At 61.7% G+C, this 17,736-nt stretch carries 18 protein-coding genes; 10 read left to right on the plus strand and 8 right to left on the minus strand.

What is annotated here, in order from left to right:
* Positions 1-107: 107 nt before the first annotated feature.
* The gene (locus AADA15_RS13345) at positions 108-569 is read left to right on the plus strand and encodes an Lrp/AsnC family transcriptional regulator (protein WP_341642049.1); all 462 of its coding nucleotides are present in this window, start codon (positions 108-110) and stop codon (positions 567-569) included.
* Positions 570-593: 24 nt separating this feature from the next.
* On the opposite strand, the gene AADA15_RS13350 is transcribed toward AADA15_RS13345, so the two are convergent.
* From AADA15_RS13350 to AADA15_RS13365, 4 genes are read right to left on the minus strand one after another with little or no spacing between them, the layout of a single operon-like run.
* Positions 594-1,358, minus strand: a complete 765-nt coding sequence (locus AADA15_RS13350; RefSeq protein WP_341642050.1) for an SDR family NAD(P)-dependent oxidoreductase — start codon at positions 1,356-1,358, stop codon at positions 594-596.
* Positions 1,355-2,290 carry an SDR family oxidoreductase gene (locus AADA15_RS13355; RefSeq protein ID WP_341642051.1) on the minus strand — a complete coding sequence of 312 codons (936 nt, stop codon included), beginning with the start codon at positions 2,288-2,290 and terminating at the stop codon, positions 1,355-1,357. Before AADA15_RS13355 ends, AADA15_RS13350 begins: the two co-directional genes overlap by 4 nt.
* Positions 2,287-3,189 (minus strand): bile acid:sodium symporter family protein, encoded by a 903-nt coding sequence (locus AADA15_RS13360; protein WP_341642052.1) that lies wholly within the window; start codon positions 3,187-3,189, stop codon positions 2,287-2,289. Before AADA15_RS13360 ends, AADA15_RS13355 begins: the two co-directional genes overlap by 4 nt.
* Positions 3,186-4,502: a flavin-containing monooxygenase gene (locus AADA15_RS13365; RefSeq protein ID WP_341642053.1), complete on the minus strand. Its 1,317-nt coding sequence runs from the start codon at positions 4,500-4,502 to the stop codon at positions 3,186-3,188. Before AADA15_RS13365 ends, AADA15_RS13360 begins: the two co-directional genes overlap by 4 nt.
* Before the next feature lie 79 nt (positions 4,503-4,581).
* Between AADA15_RS13365 and AADA15_RS13370 the strand changes: the two genes are divergently transcribed.
* Positions 4,582-5,229 carry a TetR/AcrR family transcriptional regulator gene (locus AADA15_RS13370; protein WP_341642054.1) on the plus strand — a complete coding sequence of 216 codons (648 nt, stop codon included), beginning with the start codon at positions 4,582-4,584 and terminating at the stop codon, positions 5,227-5,229.
* Positions 5,230-5,235: 6 nt separating this feature from the next.
* Here AADA15_RS13370 and AADA15_RS13375 read toward each other — a convergent pair whose 3' ends face one another.
* Entirely contained in the window at positions 5,236-6,252 is a 1,017-nt protein-coding gene (locus AADA15_RS13375) for a LacI family DNA-binding transcriptional regulator (protein WP_341642055.1), read from the minus strand.
* A 235-nt stretch (positions 6,253-6,487) separates the two neighbouring features.
* On the opposite strand from AADA15_RS13375, the gene gap reads away from it, so the two are divergent.
* Positions 6,488-7,516, plus strand: a complete 1,029-nt coding sequence (gene gap, locus AADA15_RS13380; RefSeq protein ID WP_341642056.1) for a type I glyceraldehyde-3-phosphate dehydrogenase — start codon at positions 6,488-6,490, stop codon at positions 7,514-7,516.
* Between the two features lie 18 nt (positions 7,517-7,534).
* On the opposite strand, the gene AADA15_RS13385 is transcribed toward gap, so the two are convergent.
* Entirely contained in the window at positions 7,535-9,469 is a 1,935-nt protein-coding gene (locus AADA15_RS13385) for a putative bifunctional diguanylate cyclase/phosphodiesterase (protein ID WP_341642057.1), read from the minus strand.
* Positions 9,470-9,909: 440 nt separating this feature from the next.
* On the opposite strand from AADA15_RS13385, the gene AADA15_RS13390 reads away from it, so the two are divergent.
* Positions 9,910-10,617, plus strand: coding sequence for a VPLPA-CTERM sorting domain-containing protein (locus AADA15_RS13390; protein ID WP_341642058.1), 708 nt, complete (start codon positions 9,910-9,912; stop codon positions 10,615-10,617).
* Positions 10,618-10,763: 146 nt separating this feature from the next.
* Here AADA15_RS13390 and AADA15_RS13395 read toward each other — a convergent pair whose 3' ends face one another.
* A complete protein-coding gene (locus AADA15_RS13395) occupies positions 10,764-11,411 on the minus strand; it encodes a ChrR family anti-sigma-E factor (RefSeq protein ID WP_341642059.1) in 648 nt (215 codons plus the stop codon).
* Complete coding sequence (locus AADA15_RS13400) at positions 11,408-12,058, minus strand: sigma-70 family RNA polymerase sigma factor (protein WP_437343196.1); 651 nt, start codon at positions 12,056-12,058, stop codon at positions 11,408-11,410. The genes AADA15_RS13395 and AADA15_RS13400 overlap by 4 nt, the downstream gene beginning before the upstream one ends.
* A 176-nt stretch (positions 12,059-12,234) precedes the next feature.
* Between AADA15_RS13400 and AADA15_RS13405 the strand changes: the two genes are divergently transcribed.
* Genes AADA15_RS13405 through AADA15_RS13430 form a run of 6 tightly spaced genes read left to right on the plus strand, consistent with a single transcriptional unit; the run spans position 12,235 to position 17,736 of the window.
* On the plus strand, positions 12,235-13,530 hold the full coding sequence (locus tag AADA15_RS13405) for an NAD(P)/FAD-dependent oxidoreductase (protein WP_341642060.1): 1,296 nt from the start codon (positions 12,235-12,237) through the stop codon (positions 13,528-13,530).
* Positions 13,527-14,294, plus strand: a complete 768-nt coding sequence (locus AADA15_RS13410) for a DUF1365 domain-containing protein (RefSeq protein WP_341642061.1) — start codon at positions 13,527-13,529, stop codon at positions 14,292-14,294. Before AADA15_RS13405 ends, AADA15_RS13410 begins: the two co-directional genes overlap by 4 nt.
* Positions 14,294-15,451 (plus strand): class I SAM-dependent methyltransferase, encoded by a 1,158-nt coding sequence (locus AADA15_RS13415; protein WP_341642062.1) that lies wholly within the window; start codon positions 14,294-14,296, stop codon positions 15,449-15,451. The genes AADA15_RS13410 and AADA15_RS13415 overlap by 1 nt, the downstream gene beginning before the upstream one ends.
* Complete coding sequence (locus AADA15_RS13420; protein WP_341642063.1) at positions 15,444-15,971, plus strand: chalcone isomerase family protein; 528 nt, start codon at positions 15,444-15,446, stop codon at positions 15,969-15,971. The genes AADA15_RS13415 and AADA15_RS13420 overlap by 8 nt, the downstream gene beginning before the upstream one ends.
* Complete coding sequence (locus AADA15_RS13425; protein WP_341642064.1) at positions 15,971-17,191, plus strand: MFS transporter; 1,221 nt, start codon at positions 15,971-15,973, stop codon at positions 17,189-17,191. The genes AADA15_RS13420 and AADA15_RS13425 overlap by 1 nt, the downstream gene beginning before the upstream one ends.
* Complete coding sequence (locus AADA15_RS13430; protein ID WP_341642065.1) at positions 17,188-17,736, plus strand: DUF3833 domain-containing protein; 549 nt, start codon at positions 17,188-17,190, stop codon at positions 17,734-17,736. The genes AADA15_RS13425 and AADA15_RS13430 overlap by 4 nt, the downstream gene beginning before the upstream one ends.

Consider the following 17,736-nt stretch of genomic DNA (forward strand, 5'->3'; position numbering starts at 1 on the left):
CCAGCTTCCTGCTCAACTCGGTCGGATATCAGAAATCCGGCCCCAAGAGCCGCACATCCGCCATGTGCGGAGGAGTTGCGCAACCGCAGCAGAGCAGAACGCATCACGTGGATGTATTTGACAAACAGATCCTGAACGCCATTCAAACGAACAACCGCCTGACCGCCGAAGCCCTCTCGAACCAGGTAGGCCTGTCTGCGGATGCCTGCCGCAAGCGGCTGGCGCGACTGCGGAGCCAGGGTTACGTGGATGCGGACATTGCAGTGCTCAACCCTGAAAAGCTGGGCCGGGGCCTGACCCTGATCGTCGAGGTCACCCTGCAAAGCGAGCGTCCCAGCGACATCGATCGTTTTCAAAGCCGCATGCGCAACGCCCCCGAGGTCATGCAATGCTACTACGTGACCGGAAACGCTGATTTCATCGTGATCCTGACTGCCCGCGACATGGCCGATTTCGAGGCTTTCACGCGCGTGCATTTCTTTGACGAAGACACCATATCCCGGTTCCGGACCTCAGTGGTGATGAACCGGGTCAAAACCGGTTTCTCACTACCGGTCCTTGAGTCCTAAACAGACCAGGGCCCACCCACGGGGTCAGTCTTCGTGTCCGGCGATTTTTTGCTCCATCAGGCGCTGATAGAGGCGCGGCGCAAGACTGTTCACCCACCAGGCCAAGCGCGCCACCCGCCCCACCGGGATCATCGGCCTGCGCTGCTCGTAGCCGCGCAGGATCTCTTCAGCCGCGGCTTCGGGTGTCATGTAGTCGACCCCGTCACTGGCCGAACCGGGCCGCGCGATGCCATCGCTTTGGCGCTGATCGTTGCCGATATTCGTGGCCACGAAAGACGGCGCTGCGATCAGCACGTCAACGCCATGGGGACGCTCTTCGGAGCGCAGGGATTTGAAGAACCCCTCCATCGCGTGTTTGGAAGCCGCATAGGACGTGCGGTGATAGAGCGGTGTAAAGCCTGCCACGGAAGAGATCGCGATGTGAGTTCCGCTGGCGCACCGTACCGCCTGCAGAAATTGCCTCGCCATGGCGACGGCGGCAAAGTAGTTGATCTCGAATACACGCCGGTGGCTGGCCTCGTCGATGGTTTCAAAGGCACCAATCTGGGTGATGCCGGCGTTGTAGATCACCAGATCAATACCCGGATACTGCAGCAGGATATGCCGGGCCACATGGTCCAGCTGCACGGCATCCGTCAGATCGCAGCGGATCGGGATCTGGGTCTCGGTTGCCTCAACATCCGAGACCTCAAGGTCAAGCAGGATCACCCGCCAGTGCCGCTCTTGCAGGGCAGCGGACAAGGCACGGCCCAGCCCACCTGCGCCGCCGGAAATGATGGCTGTCTTCATAGGCCTGCCTGCCGCCTCCAGAGATCAAAGACTTCGGCGCTGGTAAGCTCGGGCGTGTAGCCGAAGTCTTGTTTGAGGGCACCATTGTCCAGCACCGGTCTATACTGCAGGAACCGCACCTGCTCGGGGCCGTATCGGGTCAGGCCAAGAGGTTTACCCAAGGCCAGTGCCGCCTTCAGAACCCAGGCCGGCAGGCGCAGCACGGGTTTCTTCAGCACCCGCGCCAGATCGCTCACCCCCATGGCGCCGTCGCCTGCCACGTTGAATACCCCCGCAGGGCCATCCGTGGCCGCCCGCGCCAGGATCCGCGCCAGATCCCGCGTCCAGATGAAGACGAAAGGGCTTTCGCTTCCCGCAACCGCAAGCAGACGCGGACGATGAAACAGAGCGGTGATCTGGTTCTCGGTGCCCTCCCCCAGAACGGTGCCCACCCGCAGGACCACCTGTTCAAGCTGCGGCGCTGCACGGCGGTAGTCGGCCAGCATTTCCTCGACCTGACGCTTGTGGTCGGAATAGGCGAACTCCGGATTGCCGCGCAGACTGTCGCTTTCCCGCAGCGGCACCGGGTTATCCGCATGATACCCATAGGCCGCTCCGGAGGAGGTGACGACAATACGTCCCACACCATGTGCAACCGCTGCCTCCAGTACCTTGCGCGTGCCTTCGACATCCACTGCATGGGCCAAATCCCGTCCACTGCCCTTGGGCGGGGTCACGATGGAGGCCAGATGCACGATGACATCGGGCTTTTCCTCGCCAATCACGCAGGCGGGATCCTCCGTGGTGACATCCATGCGCCTGAACTCTGCCCCTTCGGACAGGTCTGCGGGGGCGGCAAGGTCCGAGGCGATGATGCGGCAACCCTGCAATTCTTGCAGCAGGGCGCGGCCCACCATGCCGGCCGCGCCTGTGATCAAGATCGTCTTTCTCATCGTGCAGCCTCCGTCCGGGACATCAGCGCCGCCAGGGCAAGGCCAGATATGGCATGCCAGATTCCCCAGAATGCCGCCGCCACTGCCATGCCGCCTAGCCCGCCGAAGAAGGCAAAGATCAACACCAGGCCAAGGCCCGAGTTCTGAATGCCTGTTTCAATCGTCACCGCGCGCCGGTCATAGGGCGAAAGGCCTGCCAGCGTCGCAGAGCCCCAGCCGCCACCCAACGCAAGCGCGTTGTGCAAGACCACAAGCCCCGCGACTGCGCCCGCAAATTGCAGGAAGAACGCCCAGTTTGCCGCCAGCGCAAGCACGATAAAGGCGATAAAAATGCCCATCGACAGCCATTGCAGCGGGCGGCGAATGCGCGCGGTCAGATGGGGTTTACGCATGTTAAGCTGCACCCCCAGCACCAGCGGCAGGACCAGCATCAGCCCCACGGTGATGGCGATCTGCACCGGGTCGATTTCGGTTTGTTGAAGGATCGCGCGCGTCGGCGGATAAAGCCCGCCCCAAAGCCCGATATTGACCGGCGTCAGAAGGATCGCCCCAACCGTGGCAAATCCGGTCATCGACACAGACAGGGCAGAATTCCCCCCGGCGCGGTGGGTGATGAAGTTGGAGATATTGCCCCCCGGACAGGCCGCCACCAGGATCAGCCCCAGCGCAATCGAAGGGCGCGGGTCCGTCAGCCAGACCATCGCGAAAGTCAGCACCGGCAGCACCAGGAATTGCGAGACGAGGCCCACGATCAGGGGCTTTGGCGCGCGGCGCAGCCGGTGAAAATCGGCTGGCTTCAGGTCGATGGCAATGGAGAACATCACCACCGCAAGGATAGCGTTCAACAGCGTCAGCGAGGCGGGGCTGAAATTCAGCGTGATCTCGTCAATCCCGCTCATGCGCCCGCCCCGGATAGGCGCTTGATCCAAGCAGTGACTGCTTTGCGATAGGTCGCCTTGTCCACGTAGTAGGCCATCCGCGCGAGTTTCAGATAGGCCATACCGCCGGTGGAGCGCTCAAACCCTGCGGCTTTTTCCTCCCGAAGAGCCTTCGCCTCGGCGCTGCCTGTCTCCAGCCCCTTGATATAGCGGGCGACCATCTCGGCCTGCTCGTGCCGTCCCTGCCACCCCAGACCGCTGGCCTCGACCATGCCGAGGACAAACAGATCGTCGCGGGCGGGATGCATTGCATTGAGGTAGAGATGCGGCGCATCGCCCTGCCAGTTCAGCAGGTCCTTGTCGATAAAGGGATAATGCAGCTTGTAGCCGGTCGCAGCGAGGATCATGTCATAGTCGGCATGGCTGCCATCGGTGAACTGCACCGTCTTGCCCTCGATCATCTTGATATCTGGGCGGATCTTCAGATCGCCATGCCCGGCGTGGTAGAGCACCAGCGAATTCACCACCGGGTGGCTTTCGTATAGCTGGTAGTCGGGCTTTGGAAAGCCGTACTTCTGCGGATCGCCCACGAACCATTTCAGGATCAGGCTGTCGATGCGCCGCTTCAGCCACATGGGCAACTGGATCAGCCCGCCCATGGTGTCCGCCGGTTTGCCAAAGACGTATTTCGGCACGAAATAATAGCCGCGCCGCATCGACAGATCGCAGGAGGCGCCATGGTGGATTGCATCCACCGCAATGTCACAGCCGGAATTGCCCGCCCCCACCACCAGCACGCGCTTGCCCGCAAACTGCTCGGCCTTGCGGTACTGACTGGAGTGGATCAGCTCGCCGGTGAACGCGCCCGGAAATGTCGGCATGTTCGGTTCAGACAGGGTGCCATTGGCGATCAGCACGCCCGCGAAATCCTCGCTGTGCTCGCCCTCGGGGTCGCGCCAGGTCACGCGCCATCCCTCGCCGGGCTCGCCCAGGGGGGTGGCCTGAAGCACCTCGGCATTGAAACGGTAGTGGTGACGCAGCCCGAAATGATCGGCAAAGTCGCGGAAATAGCACTTCAACTCCCGGTGCGAAGGGTATTCGGCCACCTCGTCTTTCATCGGGAAATCGGCAAATTCCGTCATCCGCTTGGATGAGATCAGATGCGCGCTTTCGTACATCGTGGACTTCGGCCCGTCGATGTCCCACAAACCGCCCACATCCGAATGCAGTTCAAACCCCTGAAAGGGAATGCCTTGTTCGACCAATACCTTGGCCATGGCCAGCCCCATCGGCCCAGCGCCGATGAGGGCATAGCGCCCGCGCGTTTCCGTCATAAGTCCTCCCTGTCCTCCGCCTTTAGATTGAACAACTGTTCAAAATAAGGCAAGCTGTTTTCGTCAAAGGGGGTTTTTCGTGGAAAAACAACGCAAACGCGCGCCATCGGCCCGGTCGCTGCAAACCAAGGCCCGCATCCTGGATGCCGCCGAACAGCTTTTTGCGGAGCGCGGATTCGAAGGGGCATCCCTGCGCGACATCGCATCGCTCGCGGGGGTTCAGGTGGGGCTGGTGCACCATCATGGCGCAGGCAAGGAAGAGCTGTTTCACCAGACCGTGACCCGCCGCGCCGATGAGCTGGCCGCGCTGCGTATGGATGGGCTTGAGGCGCTGAAACAGTCGGGCCAGGTATCCCTGCGCGGTCTTCTGGATGTCTTCATGCGGGCTTATGTGACGCTGGCCCAGACCGGCGGGGCGCAATGGCAGCATTACGGTCGCCTTGTGGCGCATGTGTCGGCCGATCCGCGCTGGCGGTCGTTGGCGGCCCAGTGTTTCGACCCAACCGCCAACCGCTTTATCGAGGAGATCCTGACGCTCCACCCCGGCGCAGAGCGGCAGGCCGCTGCAACGGGTCAGGTCTATTCGGTGGCCGCGATGCTCGCCTTTCTCAATACCAGTTGGCGGATCGAGGCGCTCAGCCCTGGAGCGGCAGAGGCACAGGTGGATCAGCTCATCGCCTTCTGCACCGCCGGAATGGAGGCCATTCTGACCCCGAAAGCAGAGTAATCCGCATCAAAGCGACTGACCGAGGCTGATCGGCGGGCTGAGCCTTGTGCAGACCGGAGCAAGCGGCTTGTCGACCTCGCGTGCCCGCAGGACAATTTCCGCGGCCCGCTCTCCGATTTCGCGGCGGCAGGCATCGGTGGTGGCCAGTTCCAGCGGCAGGCCCTGCAGGATTTGAAGATTGTTGAACCCCGCCAAAGCCACATCATCCGGCACCGACAGCCCGGCGCCAAGGCAATGCATCAAGCCGCCTACGCTCATCACGTCAGAGGAATAGTAGATGCAATCAAGGTCAGTGCTGCGCCCCAGCATCTGCGCGGTCAGCTGGCGCCCGGTCTGGATCGAACTTTCCCCGGCATAGTGTTCCCGGTCCACAAGGGACAGCCCCGCAGCCTCTAACCCTTCGACAAAGCCGTCAAAGCGCTTTCGGGCGCGAAAATCCTGCGGCATCTTGGTGCCGATGAAGCCGATCCGCCGGTAGCCACGCGCCACGATCTGCGCCGCCATGTCGCGGCCCGCCTGCAGGTGCGAAATGCCCACGCAATGCCCCACCGGGGTGCCGTCCACATCCATCACTTCCACAACCGGGCAATCAGCCTGCGCCATCATCCGGCGCGTCGCCTCGCTGTGCTCCAGCCCCGCCACGATCAGCCCCGAGGGGCGCCAGCTGAGCATCTCGCGAATAACGGCCTCTTCCTCTTCCAGCTCATAGCCCGAGACCCCAACTACGGGCTTCAAAGGCGTCTCTTTCAGGACCGCCGAAATGCCCGAAAGCACTTCGGGGAAAACAAAACTGTTGAGCGACGGAACCACGACGGCCACCAGGTTGACCGACTGGGACGACAGCGATCCGGCGATGCGATTGGGCACATAGCCATGGGTGCGGGCGATCTCTTCCACCCGTGCGCGGGTTGCCTTTGAGACATCCGCCGTGCCCCGCAGCGCCCTTGAGGCGGTCATCTCGCTGACCCCGGCAAGGCGCGCAACATCCTTCAAGAGCAGCTTCTTGGTCTCGGGTTTTGCCACGGGGGATGCCTCGGTCTGGTTGGTCTGTCTTTTGCGGTCGGGTTCCGTGGCACATCGTCCAGTACTTTGCCCCCCACCGCAAGAGGCAGGGCCTCCCGTCCCCCTTGTCGATGCAGGAGGGTTGATTTTCGCGTTCGTTATCGATAACGATGCCCGCAACACCAAATGTTAGCGATACCGCTATCGATATCAATGCGGGTATTCACGCGACGCCCGCCAGACGGAGGCAGAAGCCATGACCCTGAAAATCGCAATCAACGGATTTGGCCGGATCGGCCGCGGCGTGCTGCGCGCGCTTCTGGAGCGCGGCGACGCAGACATTGACGTTGTCGCCATCAACGATCTGGCCCCGGCGGAAACTCTGATGCACCTTCTGAAATACGATTCCGTCCATGGCCGCCTGCGCGCTCCTGTTACCCTGTCCGAAGGCGTTCTGCGGGTTGGGCGCCACACCATTCGCCTAACAAGCGAACGCACCCCCGCCGACCTGCCCTGGGGGGACGTGGATATCGCCTATGAATGCACCGGCCTGTTCACAAAACGCGACGCAGCAGCGGCGCATCTGGAGAATGGCTCGAAGCGGGTTCTGATCTCGGCGCCGGGCACGGATGTGGACCGCACCGTCGTCTATGGAGTCAACCATTTGGATCTGACAGCCGAAGATCTGATCGTCTCCAATGCCTCCTGCACGACCAACTGCCTGGCCCCCGTGGCACAGGTTCTGGATCGCGCATTCGGAATCAAGACCGGCTACATGACCACGATCCACGCCTATACCGGCGATCAGCCGACCCATGACAGCCCCCACAAGGACCCCTATCGCGCCCGCGCGGCGGCCTTGTCGATGATCCCCACCTCCACCGGAGCCGCCCGCGCCATTGCCGAGGTGCTGCCGCACCTCAAAGGGCGGCTGGAAGGTTCTGCCATTCGGGTGCCCACCCCGAATGTATCGGTGGTGGATCTGAGCTTCGTCCCCGAACGCCCGGCAACGATCGAGACGGTGAATGCCGCCCTCCGCGCGGCTTCAGAAGCGGATTTGGCCGGCATCTTGGCCTATGAAGAAGACCCGATGGTCTCGGTGGATTTCAACCACGATCCGCATTCGTCCTGCTTTGCAGCCGCCCAGACAGCGGTCACCGCCGACGGGCTGATCCGGGTAGTCAGCTGGTACGACAACGAGTGGGGGTTCTCGAACCGGATGCTCGACACGGGCCGCCACATGGGCACCCTGATACGCCAGCAAGACATACCGCTGGCCAGCTAAGGCGGCTCCCCGGGATCATCAGGAGGCGCGGGAGACACCATCCGCCGCGCCTTGCACATGCGTCGCATCCAGCGGGGCCGGACGACCATAAAGATATCCCTGCAGAATGTCGCAGCCGAGGTCCGACAGGATCTTTGACTGGGTCTGCGTCTCGATCCCCTCTGCTGTCACCTGCATGTTCAGACGGTTACCCAGCATCAGGATCGTCTCGATGACCTGTCGTGAGCGTTCTGGATCTCTCTCCAGCCCGGCCACGAAAGAACGGTCGACCTTGAGCCGGTCAAAGCCGAAGCGCCACAGATACCCCAGACTGGAAAAGCCTGTGCCGAAATCGTCCATGGCAAGCGATACGCCCATCTCTTTCAGCGTATCGATCTGATAGGCCACTGCCGGATCATCATCGAGCAGGAGGGATTCCGTGATCTCCAGCTCCAGCCGGTGCGGGGCCAACCCGGACTCCTCAAGCGCGGAACGGACGATTTCGGGCAATTCCCCGTCCCACAGCTGCGCCGCCGACAGGTTGACCGAAATCGTGCTGTGATCGTCCAGCTCGGCGATCTCGCGCGTGGCGGCGCGGATCACCCAGGCGCCGATCTCTCCGATCAGGCCCAGTTCCTCAGCAATCGGGATAAAGACGGAAGGCGAAATCTCCGATCCGTCCTCGCCCTGCATCCGCAAAAGCGCCTCATAGCCCACTACCTGCTCCGTTTGCGCGTCCACCAGACGCTGATAGAGAATCGTGAAATTCTTCTCCTTCGTCGACTTGCGCAGGCAGGCTTGCAGCGCCATGCGCTTGCGATAGTCCTCGCCCATCTGCTCGCCGTAGACCGAAAACGTATTCCGACCATTGGATTTTGAATGATACAAGGCGGCATCGGCATGGGAGAGGGTCAGATTGAGATCCCGTTTCTGGCCCGCCAGGGCAATGCCAGCACTCATTGTTCCCTCGATCACCGCGTCTTCGTGGTGAAAGGTTTCGGCGGCATTGACAATGATGCTTTGGACCCGTGCGACGACACCCTCGTGATCCACGTGACCTTCACCCAGGCGCTTGAAGCCGATCACGAACTCGTCCCCTCCAAAGCGCGCCAGAAGATCGCTGTGATGCGTGCAGCTGCGCAGGATGCCAGCGATGTGGACAAGGAAGGCATCGCCCACCGCATGTCCGTGGATATCGTTGATGGCCTTGAACTTGTCCGCGTCCAGATAGCAGATCGCCGATAGTTTTCCTTCCTCCAGCAGGGCATTCGCCCGACCGATGAATTCACGCCGGTTCATCAGCCCCGTGAGGGCATCATATCGGGCCAGATACTCCACCTCATCCTGCGAGCTTTCGGTACGTTTCTTTTGTAGCAGGTAGGCGACATAGGGGACCGAGAACAGCAAGGCGCAAACAATCGTCAAGAGAAGGGCAAAGCGGCTGAAACTGTCGTGAAAATACCCGCGCGTATCAGTCTGATCGACATAGACCTCCGAGGCGCCGATGATCTCACCATCTGCATTCAGCAGTGGCACATAGGCCTCGGCGTAGAGATCGGGCCGGTCCGGTTTCTGGGTTCCGTCCTTTACTGCGGCGAAAGGCACGTGGGAGGTGATCACCTGCAGGGCTTCGACATCAGGCTCGGCGGCGGGCAGCGGCTGCGCACCCTGCAGCGCTTCATCGTCCGATAACAAGACAAGCCGCCCGGCGGAGTCGTACAGCTTGAAGCGGAAGACATCGCCAAGCTGGCGAAGATCCCGCATCGTGCGGATCTGATCGGGGGCGGGCCATCCACTTTCCAGCAGGCCTTCAATATCGCGGATCTGGGAGGCCATGTACTGCGCGTGGTGCAAGGCCTTGTCCACCGACTCCCGGCGGATCGCCTCGTGCACGCTGGTGCGCGTGGCAAAGGTAATGCCACCCGCAAGCACAAGCAGCGCCAAGGCCAGAAACCCAAAAAGTCGAAAAACCATGAACCCACTCCCCAAATGGACGTGTCATAGTTGCGCCTTTGGTCTTAAAATCTGTTGAACAAATCCGCCTCGGCGGTTGCGGGGGCTTTGGGCGGGGCTCGGCGCGGGTCCAGTTGTTCAAGAGACTACGTATTCGACCGAAGGACCTATCGCGTTTTCTACTGCCTGCTTTGCCGCTGACCCGGCCACCTTTGGGGGGGCTCCTTCAATTGAGCCGACGGATACAATGCACCGATCCCCCTCGAAACCAATTACCCAAAAATCAGCCCCTTGAAAAAGCAGTGAAACGATTTGCGTTTCTAGCAAACACCTCAGCTTCCGCGTCTCTTACGCACATGCCCTGCAAACAACCGTCGACACATCAAAGGACACGGTGGTATAGTTAACATAGGTTAACGCGCATGTGATCCAAAATTATTATAAAACAAAGGAGAAACGTTATGAGAGCTTTGCACATTGCAACAGCGCTCTGCCTGTCCCTGCTTCCCGCCACGCACATCAATGCTGCGACCCTGGTCAGCCAGTTCACCTTTGACTCCGGTTTCACGGATTCGCAGGGCGGTGCGACCGCATCCGGATCCGGGTCCGTGTCGGGCGGGCGATACAACTTTGCCGCCAACCAGGGGCTTGGTGTATCGATGGGGTCCAGCCTGCTGACCTACTCGATCCTCTTCGGGGTAGAGCTCGACGTCATTTCAGGCTACCGCAAGCTTCTTGATGTCTCCGGCCTGTCTTCGGACTCTGGCCTCTATAACCTTAACGGGGCTCTGAGATACTATAGTCCAACCTCCGCCACTGGCGGGACGATATTGGCAAACGTGGACACAGTCATCGGCGTGACATACGACGGCGCGACCACGACGGGTTACGTAAACGGCAGCCAGGCCTTCTCGGTCAGCGGTGGGCTGGGCACGCTCAGCGCCTTTACAATGGTCGAGGACGACACCGCTACTGGAAAAGGGGAAGCCACGTCGGGCACGCTGGACTTCCTCGAGGTCTACAGCGGCGTCATGAGTTCATCCGAGATCGCGGCCTACACGGGGCCAAGCCCGGTGCCGCTGCCCGCCGGTGGCGTCCTGTTGCTGACCGGTCTGCTTGGCGCAGCCAGCCTGAAGCGCCGCAACAGCCGCGCGGCCAAGGCCGTTTGATCAGATCAAACGGGACACATGCTTTCAGCTAAGTGAAACAACGAAGCCGTGCGGTTTGAAGACCCTTCAAATCGCACGGCTTCCTTTTTTGGCTTTGTGCCTGTACCGCATCCGGCCCCACGCCGTTGCAGAGGCAGCCCCTTCGGTCAGATACGGAACACCGGCTGCAACAGGCGCGGTATGAAGGAGCGGAACCGCAAGGCAGCATCCGTCGCCGCAAGGCAGATACAGGCCGGACCTTCATCGGCAATCGGAGTATGCTCCAGATCGCTGTTTGCGATCTCCATATCCCCGACGCCGAACTGGCCGGTCTCATCGCTGAATGCCCCTTGCAATACGAGAGTCAGTTCCAGCCCGTTGTGGCCGTGATCAGGCACCGCCTGCCCGCCAGGAATGTACAGAAGCCGCACGCTGCCGTTCTTGCCATGAGACAGGATCGACTGGCGCACCCCCATGCCGAGCGGTTTCCACTTGGGAGGCAGACCACCCAGCGCCTCCATCACCGGAGCCGGGAAAACGCCCGAACGTTCGTAAACAGGCGGCGCCTCATAGGGATCATCCAGCGCATCCATCAGACGCGCCTTCATGTCGGACGATACCGAGATCGACTGGTCAGAGGCCGCAAATTCTTCCAGCATTGCACCGCCAACGGCCTCGTGCGCGCCAAGGCGGGCGCGGCACTCGTCACACATTGAGATATGCGTCGCCAGCACAAGCGAAAACGCCTGGTCCAGGTTGCCTGCCGCATAGGCAATCAGCAACTCGTCTGGGATATGATGGGTAATCCCGCTCATGTCGTCTCAGTTCCCTTCAATTCGTGCCGCAACCGTTCCAGCCCCAGCCGGATGCGGGATTTTATCGTGCCAAGCGGCAAACCCGTCTCGGCGCGGATGTCAGAGTGGCTCAGCTCACCGAGGTAGGCTTTCTCAACCATTTCGCGCTGTGCGGGTTTGAGCCGTGCCAGTGCCTCTCTCAGGCGTGTGGTCTCCTGCTCAAGAGCAACGATCTGGCTTGCGTCTTCCTGCACCTCTTCGGGTTGCTTCAGTTCTTCGGGTACGGGCCGCCGCTCCTTTCGGATCACATCGATCTGCCGATTTCGCGCGATCTGGTAGATCCAGGAAGACACCTGAGCGCGCTGAGGGTCGAACAGATGCGCCTTGCGCCAGACGGTCAGCATCACGTCCTGCACGATGTCCTCGGCCTGACCCTGCGATATGCCTGAGCGGCAGATCACGCCCTTCAGGCGTGGTGCGAAATGATCGAACAGCTGGCCAAAGGCCACGCGGTCCCGTTTGTCTCGAACGGCCAGCATCCAAAGTGTCTGCTCGGACGGTGTCGTCTGTTCCACATCTTTCCTTTCCCGCAAGGTCGCGGAGTACTTGTCCACCGTAACCGGTGGAGCAGGCACTTCAAGTGCGGGATCGACGTCCAATTCCAACATATTGCTGATACGCGGCGTATTCAGACACGGATCATTTTTTCGGATTTTTTTTCTTAGGCCTGTGCAGCCGACCCACCCGGCAGAGACCAAGGGCCTGTGCAAGCAGCAAAGAATGCACAAAGTTTTGATCCGCTCCCGTGCAGCCTGCGTAACCGTTGAAAAGAAACGGAGATCATATGTCCTTTGATGCCCCACCTCTTCCCCGCCAGCGCATCGCCGTCGTCGGCGGCGGCATTTCTGGTCTGGCTGCGGCTTACAGCCTTTCGCCCGGCCACGACGTGACCCTGTTCGAGGCCGCGCCGCGCCTTGGTGGCCATGCGCGCACCGTGACGGCGGGGCTTCGCGGGGATCAGCCCGTGGACACCGGGTTCATCGTCTTCAACTTCGTGAACTACCCGCACCTGACGGCGATGTTCCGCGATCTGGATGTGCCCATCGTCAAAAGCGACATGACCTTTGGCGCCAGCATCGATGACGGGGCGGTGGAATATGGCCTCAAGACGCTTTCCACGTTGTTTGGTCAGCCATCCAACGCTATGCGCCCCGCGTTCTACGGGATGGTGCGGGACATCCTGCGCTTCAACGCCCGTGCGGTGGACGCCGCCCATAGTGACGATGTGACCATCGGCCAGTTGATGGAAGACCTGCGTCTCGGAGACTGGTTCCAGCGTTACTACCTGATGCCGATCTGCGGCGCGATCTGGTCGACCCCGATGGAAGAAATCCGCGGCTTCCCGGCCAAGGCGCTGGTCCAGTTCTTCCGCAATCATGCTCTTCTCAGCGCCACCGGCCAGCATCAGTGGTGGACGGTAAAGGGCGGCAGCATCGAATATGTCCGCAGGCTCGAGGCGCATCTGCGCGCCACGGGCTGCACCCTGCGCCCCGGCACTCCGGTCCAGTCGGTCGAGCGGCACCCCGGTGGTGTGACCATCCGCCTGCCGGGCGGCGAAGCGCAGGAGTTTGATCAGGTGATCATGGCCTGCCACTCCGATGACTCCCTGCGTCTGCTGGCGAACCCGACAGCCAAAGAAGAAGTGCTGCTCGGGGATATGCGCTATCAGGACAACGAGGTGATCCTGCACCGCGATCCCGGCCAGATGCCGAAACGCCGCGCCTGCTGGTCCTCCTGGGTCTACAAGGCCGAAGCGCGCGACACCCGCCCCGCAATCGGCGTCACCTACTGGATGAACCGCCTGCAGAACATCCCCGAAAATGATCCGCTGTTCATCTCGCTCAACCCGGTCAGCCCGGTGCGCGAAGAGATGATCTATGATGTCAACACCTTCCGCCACCCGGTCTTTGACCGTGCCGCGATGCGCGCACAGAAGGAAATTCAGCAAATTCAGGGCGACAACAACACCTGGTTTGCCGGGGCTTACCTGCGTCACGGCTTCCACGAGGACGGCTTTGCCAGCGCCGTACGCGTTGCCCGCGCGATCGAGTCAAAGACCACCGCACGGATGGCCGCATGACCCTGGCCCCTGCCAAACTCTGGCCCGATCACATCGCGGGCCACACCACCCACGCAAGGCGCGGAAGCATCCGCAATGCCTTTCGCTATGGGGTGGACTATGTGCTCATAGATCCAATGTCCGAGGCCACGCCGGGGCTGTTCTCCCGCAACGGTCTGAACCTTGCATCGGTCAATGACCGCAACCATGGCGGCCCCATCGGCGCGGGACGTGGACTGCCGTGGGCTCGCGAGGTTTTTGAGGGCGCAGGCCTGGACCTTGAAGGGCTGCGGATCCTCCTGCTGACGCAACCCAGCTTTCTATGGTACAATTTCAACCCTGTCAGCTTTTGGCTTGCGATGGAGGGGGAGGAGCTGCGCGCGGTGATTGCCGAGGTCTCCAACACCTTTGGGGACCGCCACAGCTACCTGTGCCACCGGGACGGGTTTGCATTGATCCGCCCACAGGACGAGATCACCGCGCAAAAGATCTTCCACGTCTCCCCCTTCCAGAAAATCGCCGGAGGGTACCGGTTCCATTTCGATATCCGCCCGGACCGGATCGCCATTCGCATCGCGCTGAAAGACGGCGAGGACGGCGTGATTGCCACCCTGTTCGGACGGCGCCAGCCGCTGAGCAATGCCTCGCTCCTGCGCGCCAGTCTGCGTCGACCCTTTGGCGCCTTTCGCACCATCGCCCTAATCTACTGGCAGGCACTGAAACTCAAACTCAAGGGGGCGCCGTATCGTCAGCGCCCCCTGCCCCCGAAACAGGAGGTCAGCTGATGCTTTTCATTACCAACCGCGTAAAACGCGACTTTCTCGACAGCTGCGCCCGGATCCGAAAAGGCAGTCTGCGCCTTACCACCCCCGAGGGCGAGGTGCATGATTTCGGACAGGGCGCGCCCGAAGCCGAAATGGTGATCTTTGACTGGGCCGCCGTGACAGCAATGGCCGCACGGGGCGATATCGGTCTGGGTGAAACCTACATCGAAGGTCTGTGGGAAACCTCCAGCATCGAGACGCTGATCCACGTCGCCCTGCTGAACCTCGACTACTTTGGCGATTTTGCCTACCCGAGCTTCTGGAGCGGGCTCAAGTTCCGCGCCGTCGACCGCATTCTGCGCGCAAATTCGATCCGCGGCTCGGCCCGCAACATCAAGGCGCATTACGATGTCGGCAACGAGTTCTACCAGCTGTGGCTCGACAGCAGCATGACCTATTCCTCGGCGCTGTTTGCCCCAGGCGACAATGACCTTGAACGCGCCCAGAACCGTAAATACGACCGCGCGCTCAGCCGCCTTTCGGATGGCGATCGCATTCTGGAGATCGGCTGCGGCTGGGGCGGCTTTGCCGAACGCGCCGCAGACAGTGGCCGCCATGTAACCGGCCTGACCATCTCGCCCAGCCAGCACGGATACGCGGATGCCCGCCTTGACGGGCGCGCCGCGATCGAGCTGTGTGACTACCGCAAATCACAAGGCACCTTCGACAATATCGTCTCGATCGAGATGATCGAAGCCGTGGGCGAACGCTATTGGCCGAGCTACTTCTCGACCGTGAAATCGCGTCTGGCGGAGGGCGGCAAGGCCGTCGTTCAGGCGATCACCGTTCAGGACAGCTATTTCGACATCTATCGCAATTCATCCGATTACATCCGCCAGTACACCTTCCCGGGCGGTATGCTCTTGTCCGATGCGGTGATCTCTCATCAGGCGCGGCAGGCCGGGCTGAAGGTCACCAACTCCTTTGCCTTTGGGCAGGATTACGCCCGCACCTGCCGGATGTGGGCCGAGCGCCTGTCGGAACGCGCGCCCAAGATCCTCGAACTTGGCTACGATCAGGCCTTCCTACGCAACTGGCGCTATTATCTTGAGATCTGCGCCGGCTCTTTTGCCGCGGGGCAGACCGATGTGGTGCAGGTGGAGCTGAGCCATGCATAGAAACATCTGCAGATCCCTGATCGCACTGGCCACCGCAGCGACACTCCTTGCGCCCGCTGCAGCCTCGGCCAACCTCAGGACCTATGGCCTGATGCAACCGGTGGAGCTGGGCACGGCGACCCTGCGCTGGCTTGGCATCGCGGTCTACCGCGCGCGCCTGCACACCGATGGTGCCAACCGGTTCGACTGGAGCCGTCCGCTTGCGCTGGAGATCGAGTATTTCCGCAGCATCGACCGCGAAGACCTGACGGAATCGACCCGATCCGAGATTGAGCGCATCGAAGGCACACAGCCAGATCTTGACGCCCTGGTCGGCAAGCTGGGCAACTGTTTTCGCAATGTTGGAAATGGCGATGTCTTTACCGCAGTCTCTGTGCGCCCCGATAGCATGGCGCTTTACCTGAACGGTGAGCGCACCTGCGACATTCGCCATTCGGACGTGCGCAAACGTTTCCTTGGCATCTGGCTTTCGGAAAACAGCCGCTCGGCGCGTCTGTCGGCAGAGCTGAGGGGTGAGTGATGCAAGGCGCCCGGATCAGTCTTTTTGCGCTGATGCTGGCTGCGGCCGGGCTGCCGCTTTATATTCACCTGCCGCGCTATGCCACGGCGGAACTGGGCCTCAGTCTTGCGACGCTCGGCGCGGTGCTGGCGGGGATCCGCATCCTTGATTTCGTTCAGGATCCGGCCCTTGGCTGGCTGATCGACCGCCACCCAAGGGCGCGCAGCGCCTTTGCTGCCGTGGCCTGCCTTGGCATGGCGGCGGGGTTTCTGCTGCTCTACACGCTTTTGCCGGGCTCGGGCACTCTGGTCTGGCTGGTTGCCGCTTTGGTTCTGTTGTTCAGCGCCTACAGCCTTGGAACCATCCTCTTTTACGGGCAAAGCCTGTCGCTGGCCGGATCGCAAGAGGCGCTGATCCGCATGGCAGGCTGGCGCGAGGGAGGCACATTGGCCGGGATCATCGTGGCGGCGCTCGCCCCAACTGTTCTGGTGGCGCTTGGCGCCCCCGGCCAGGGCTACGGCGCCTTTGGCGTCTTGCTGGCACTGGTCTGTCTTGCAATCTGGATGCTGACGCGCCCCTTGTGGCGCCTGCCGACCCGCCCCGAGGCGCCCTTGTCCCTGTCCGCCTTTCACGGCGCCGGGGGCACCCGGCTGCTGGTGCTGGCGCTGATCAACAGTCTGCCCGTCGCCATGACCTCGACCCTGTTCCTGTTCTTCGTCGAGGAAAAACTGGGCCTGCCGGATCTGGCCGGTCCCTTCCTGATCCTGTTCTTTCTCGCCGCCGGCGTTTCGGTGCCCTTCTGGACCCGCGCCAGCGCCAAATATGGCGCGCGGCAGGTGCTGGTCCCTGCCATGGCGCTGGCGATCCTGTCCTTCGTGTCAGCCGCCATCCTGCCCGAGGGCGCTGCCATCGCCTTTGCCCTGATCTGCATCGGATCCGGCGCGGCCCTTGGCGCGGACATGGTGATCCTGCCGGTCCTGTTCTCGTCTGCACTGGCGCGGGCCGGGGTGCAGGCCGGTCAGGCCTTCGGCCTGTGGAGTTTTGCCGCCAAGCTGGCCCTGGCGGCCGCCGCGCTGATGCTGCTGCCAGCGCTTCAGTTCAGCGGGTTCACTCCGGGCGGGCCCAACAGCGTCGCCGCACTTGAGGCGCTCACGCTCGCCTATGCCGTTCTTCCCTGTCTCATCAAGCTACTGGCAATCGCACTGGTGGTGCGCCTGCCCCGCGAGGTCTCTGTCTCATGAAACTTGTGCTTCTCCTCCTTGTTGCCGTACTGATCCTCGCCCTGTGGCGACCCGGTTTCGGCTTTCGCTCCCAGAGACTTGAGCATTACGCGGGCACTGGTCCTGCCTTTGACATCCAGGAGCGCCTGTCGGGCAATCTGATCTCCGAAGGCATGATCTACGGTCCGCGCGGGCGCGTGGTGTCCCGCTTTGTGGCACAGATGCGCGGCACCTGGGACGGCGCCACCGGCACCCTGACCGAGGATTTCTCATACGCAAACGGCAGCACCCAGGCGCGCAAATGGTATCTCACAATGGGCGAGAACGGCCATTTCACCGCCACCGCCGACGACATCATCGGCACCGGAACGGGCCGCCAGATGGGCGCCATGGTCGAGCTCAACTATCGCATTCGCCTGCCCGAAGACGCAGGCGGCCATGTGCTGGACGTGACCGACTGGATGTACCTGATGGAGAATGGCACCATTCTCAACCGTTCCGAAATGCGCAAGTTCGGCATAAAGGTTGTCGAGTTGATCGCGACCATGCGCCCGGTGGAGGGATAA

The organism is Phycobacter sedimenti, from assembly GCF_038148855.1.
Lineage (GTDB): Bacteria > Pseudomonadota > Alphaproteobacteria > Rhodobacterales > Rhodobacteraceae > Phycobacter > Phycobacter sedimenti.

What these genes read in the sequence shown, in the direction of transcription:
- AADA15_RS13365 (WP_341642053.1), bottom strand. Translation starts at nt 4,502, where the DNA reads ATGACGGAAACGCGCGGGCGCTATGCCCTCATCGGCGCTGGGCCGATG.
- AADA15_RS13405 (WP_341642060.1), top strand. Translation starts at nt 12,235, where the DNA reads ATGTCCTTTGATGCCCCACCTCTTCCCCGCCAGCGCATCGCCGTCGTC.
- AADA15_RS13395 (WP_341642059.1), bottom strand. Translation starts at nt 11,411, where the DNA reads ATGAGCGGGATTACCCATCATATCCCAGACGAGTTGCTGATTGCCTAT.
- AADA15_RS13415 (WP_341642062.1), top strand. Translation starts at nt 14,294, where the DNA reads ATGCTTTTCATTACCAACCGCGTAAAACGCGACTTTCTCGACAGCTGC.
- AADA15_RS13425 (WP_341642064.1), top strand. Translation starts at nt 15,971, where the DNA reads ATGCAAGGCGCCCGGATCAGTCTTTTTGCGCTGATGCTGGCTGCGGCC.
- AADA15_RS13390 (WP_341642058.1), top strand. Translation starts at nt 9,910, where the DNA reads ATGAGAGCTTTGCACATTGCAACAGCGCTCTGCCTGTCCCTGCTTCCC.
- AADA15_RS13400 (WP_437343196.1), bottom strand. Translation starts at nt 12,058, where the DNA reads ATGTTGGAATTGGACGTCGATCCCGCACTTGAAGTGCCTGCTCCACCG.
- AADA15_RS13420 (WP_341642063.1), top strand. Translation starts at nt 15,444, where the DNA reads ATGCATAGAAACATCTGCAGATCCCTGATCGCACTGGCCACCGCAGCG.
- AADA15_RS13410 (WP_341642061.1), top strand. Translation starts at nt 13,527, where the DNA reads ATGACCCTGGCCCCTGCCAAACTCTGGCCCGATCACATCGCGGGCCAC.
- AADA15_RS13385 (WP_341642057.1), bottom strand. Translation starts at nt 9,469, where the DNA reads ATGGTTTTTCGACTTTTTGGGTTTCTGGCCTTGGCGCTGCTTGTGCTT.
- AADA15_RS13350 (WP_341642050.1), bottom strand. Translation starts at nt 1,358, where the DNA reads ATGAAGACAGCCATCATTTCCGGCGGCGCAGGTGGGCTGGGCCGTGCC.
- AADA15_RS13360 (WP_341642052.1), bottom strand. Translation starts at nt 3,189, where the DNA reads ATGAGCGGGATTGACGAGATCACGCTGAATTTCAGCCCCGCCTCGCTG.
- AADA15_RS13355 (WP_341642051.1), bottom strand. Translation starts at nt 2,290, where the DNA reads ATGAGAAAGACGATCTTGATCACAGGCGCGGCCGGCATGGTGGGCCGC.
- AADA15_RS13430 (WP_341642065.1), top strand. Translation starts at nt 17,188, where the DNA reads ATGAAACTTGTGCTTCTCCTCCTTGTTGCCGTACTGATCCTCGCCCTG.
- gap (WP_341642056.1), top strand. Translation starts at nt 6,488, where the DNA reads ATGACCCTGAAAATCGCAATCAACGGATTTGGCCGGATCGGCCGCGGC.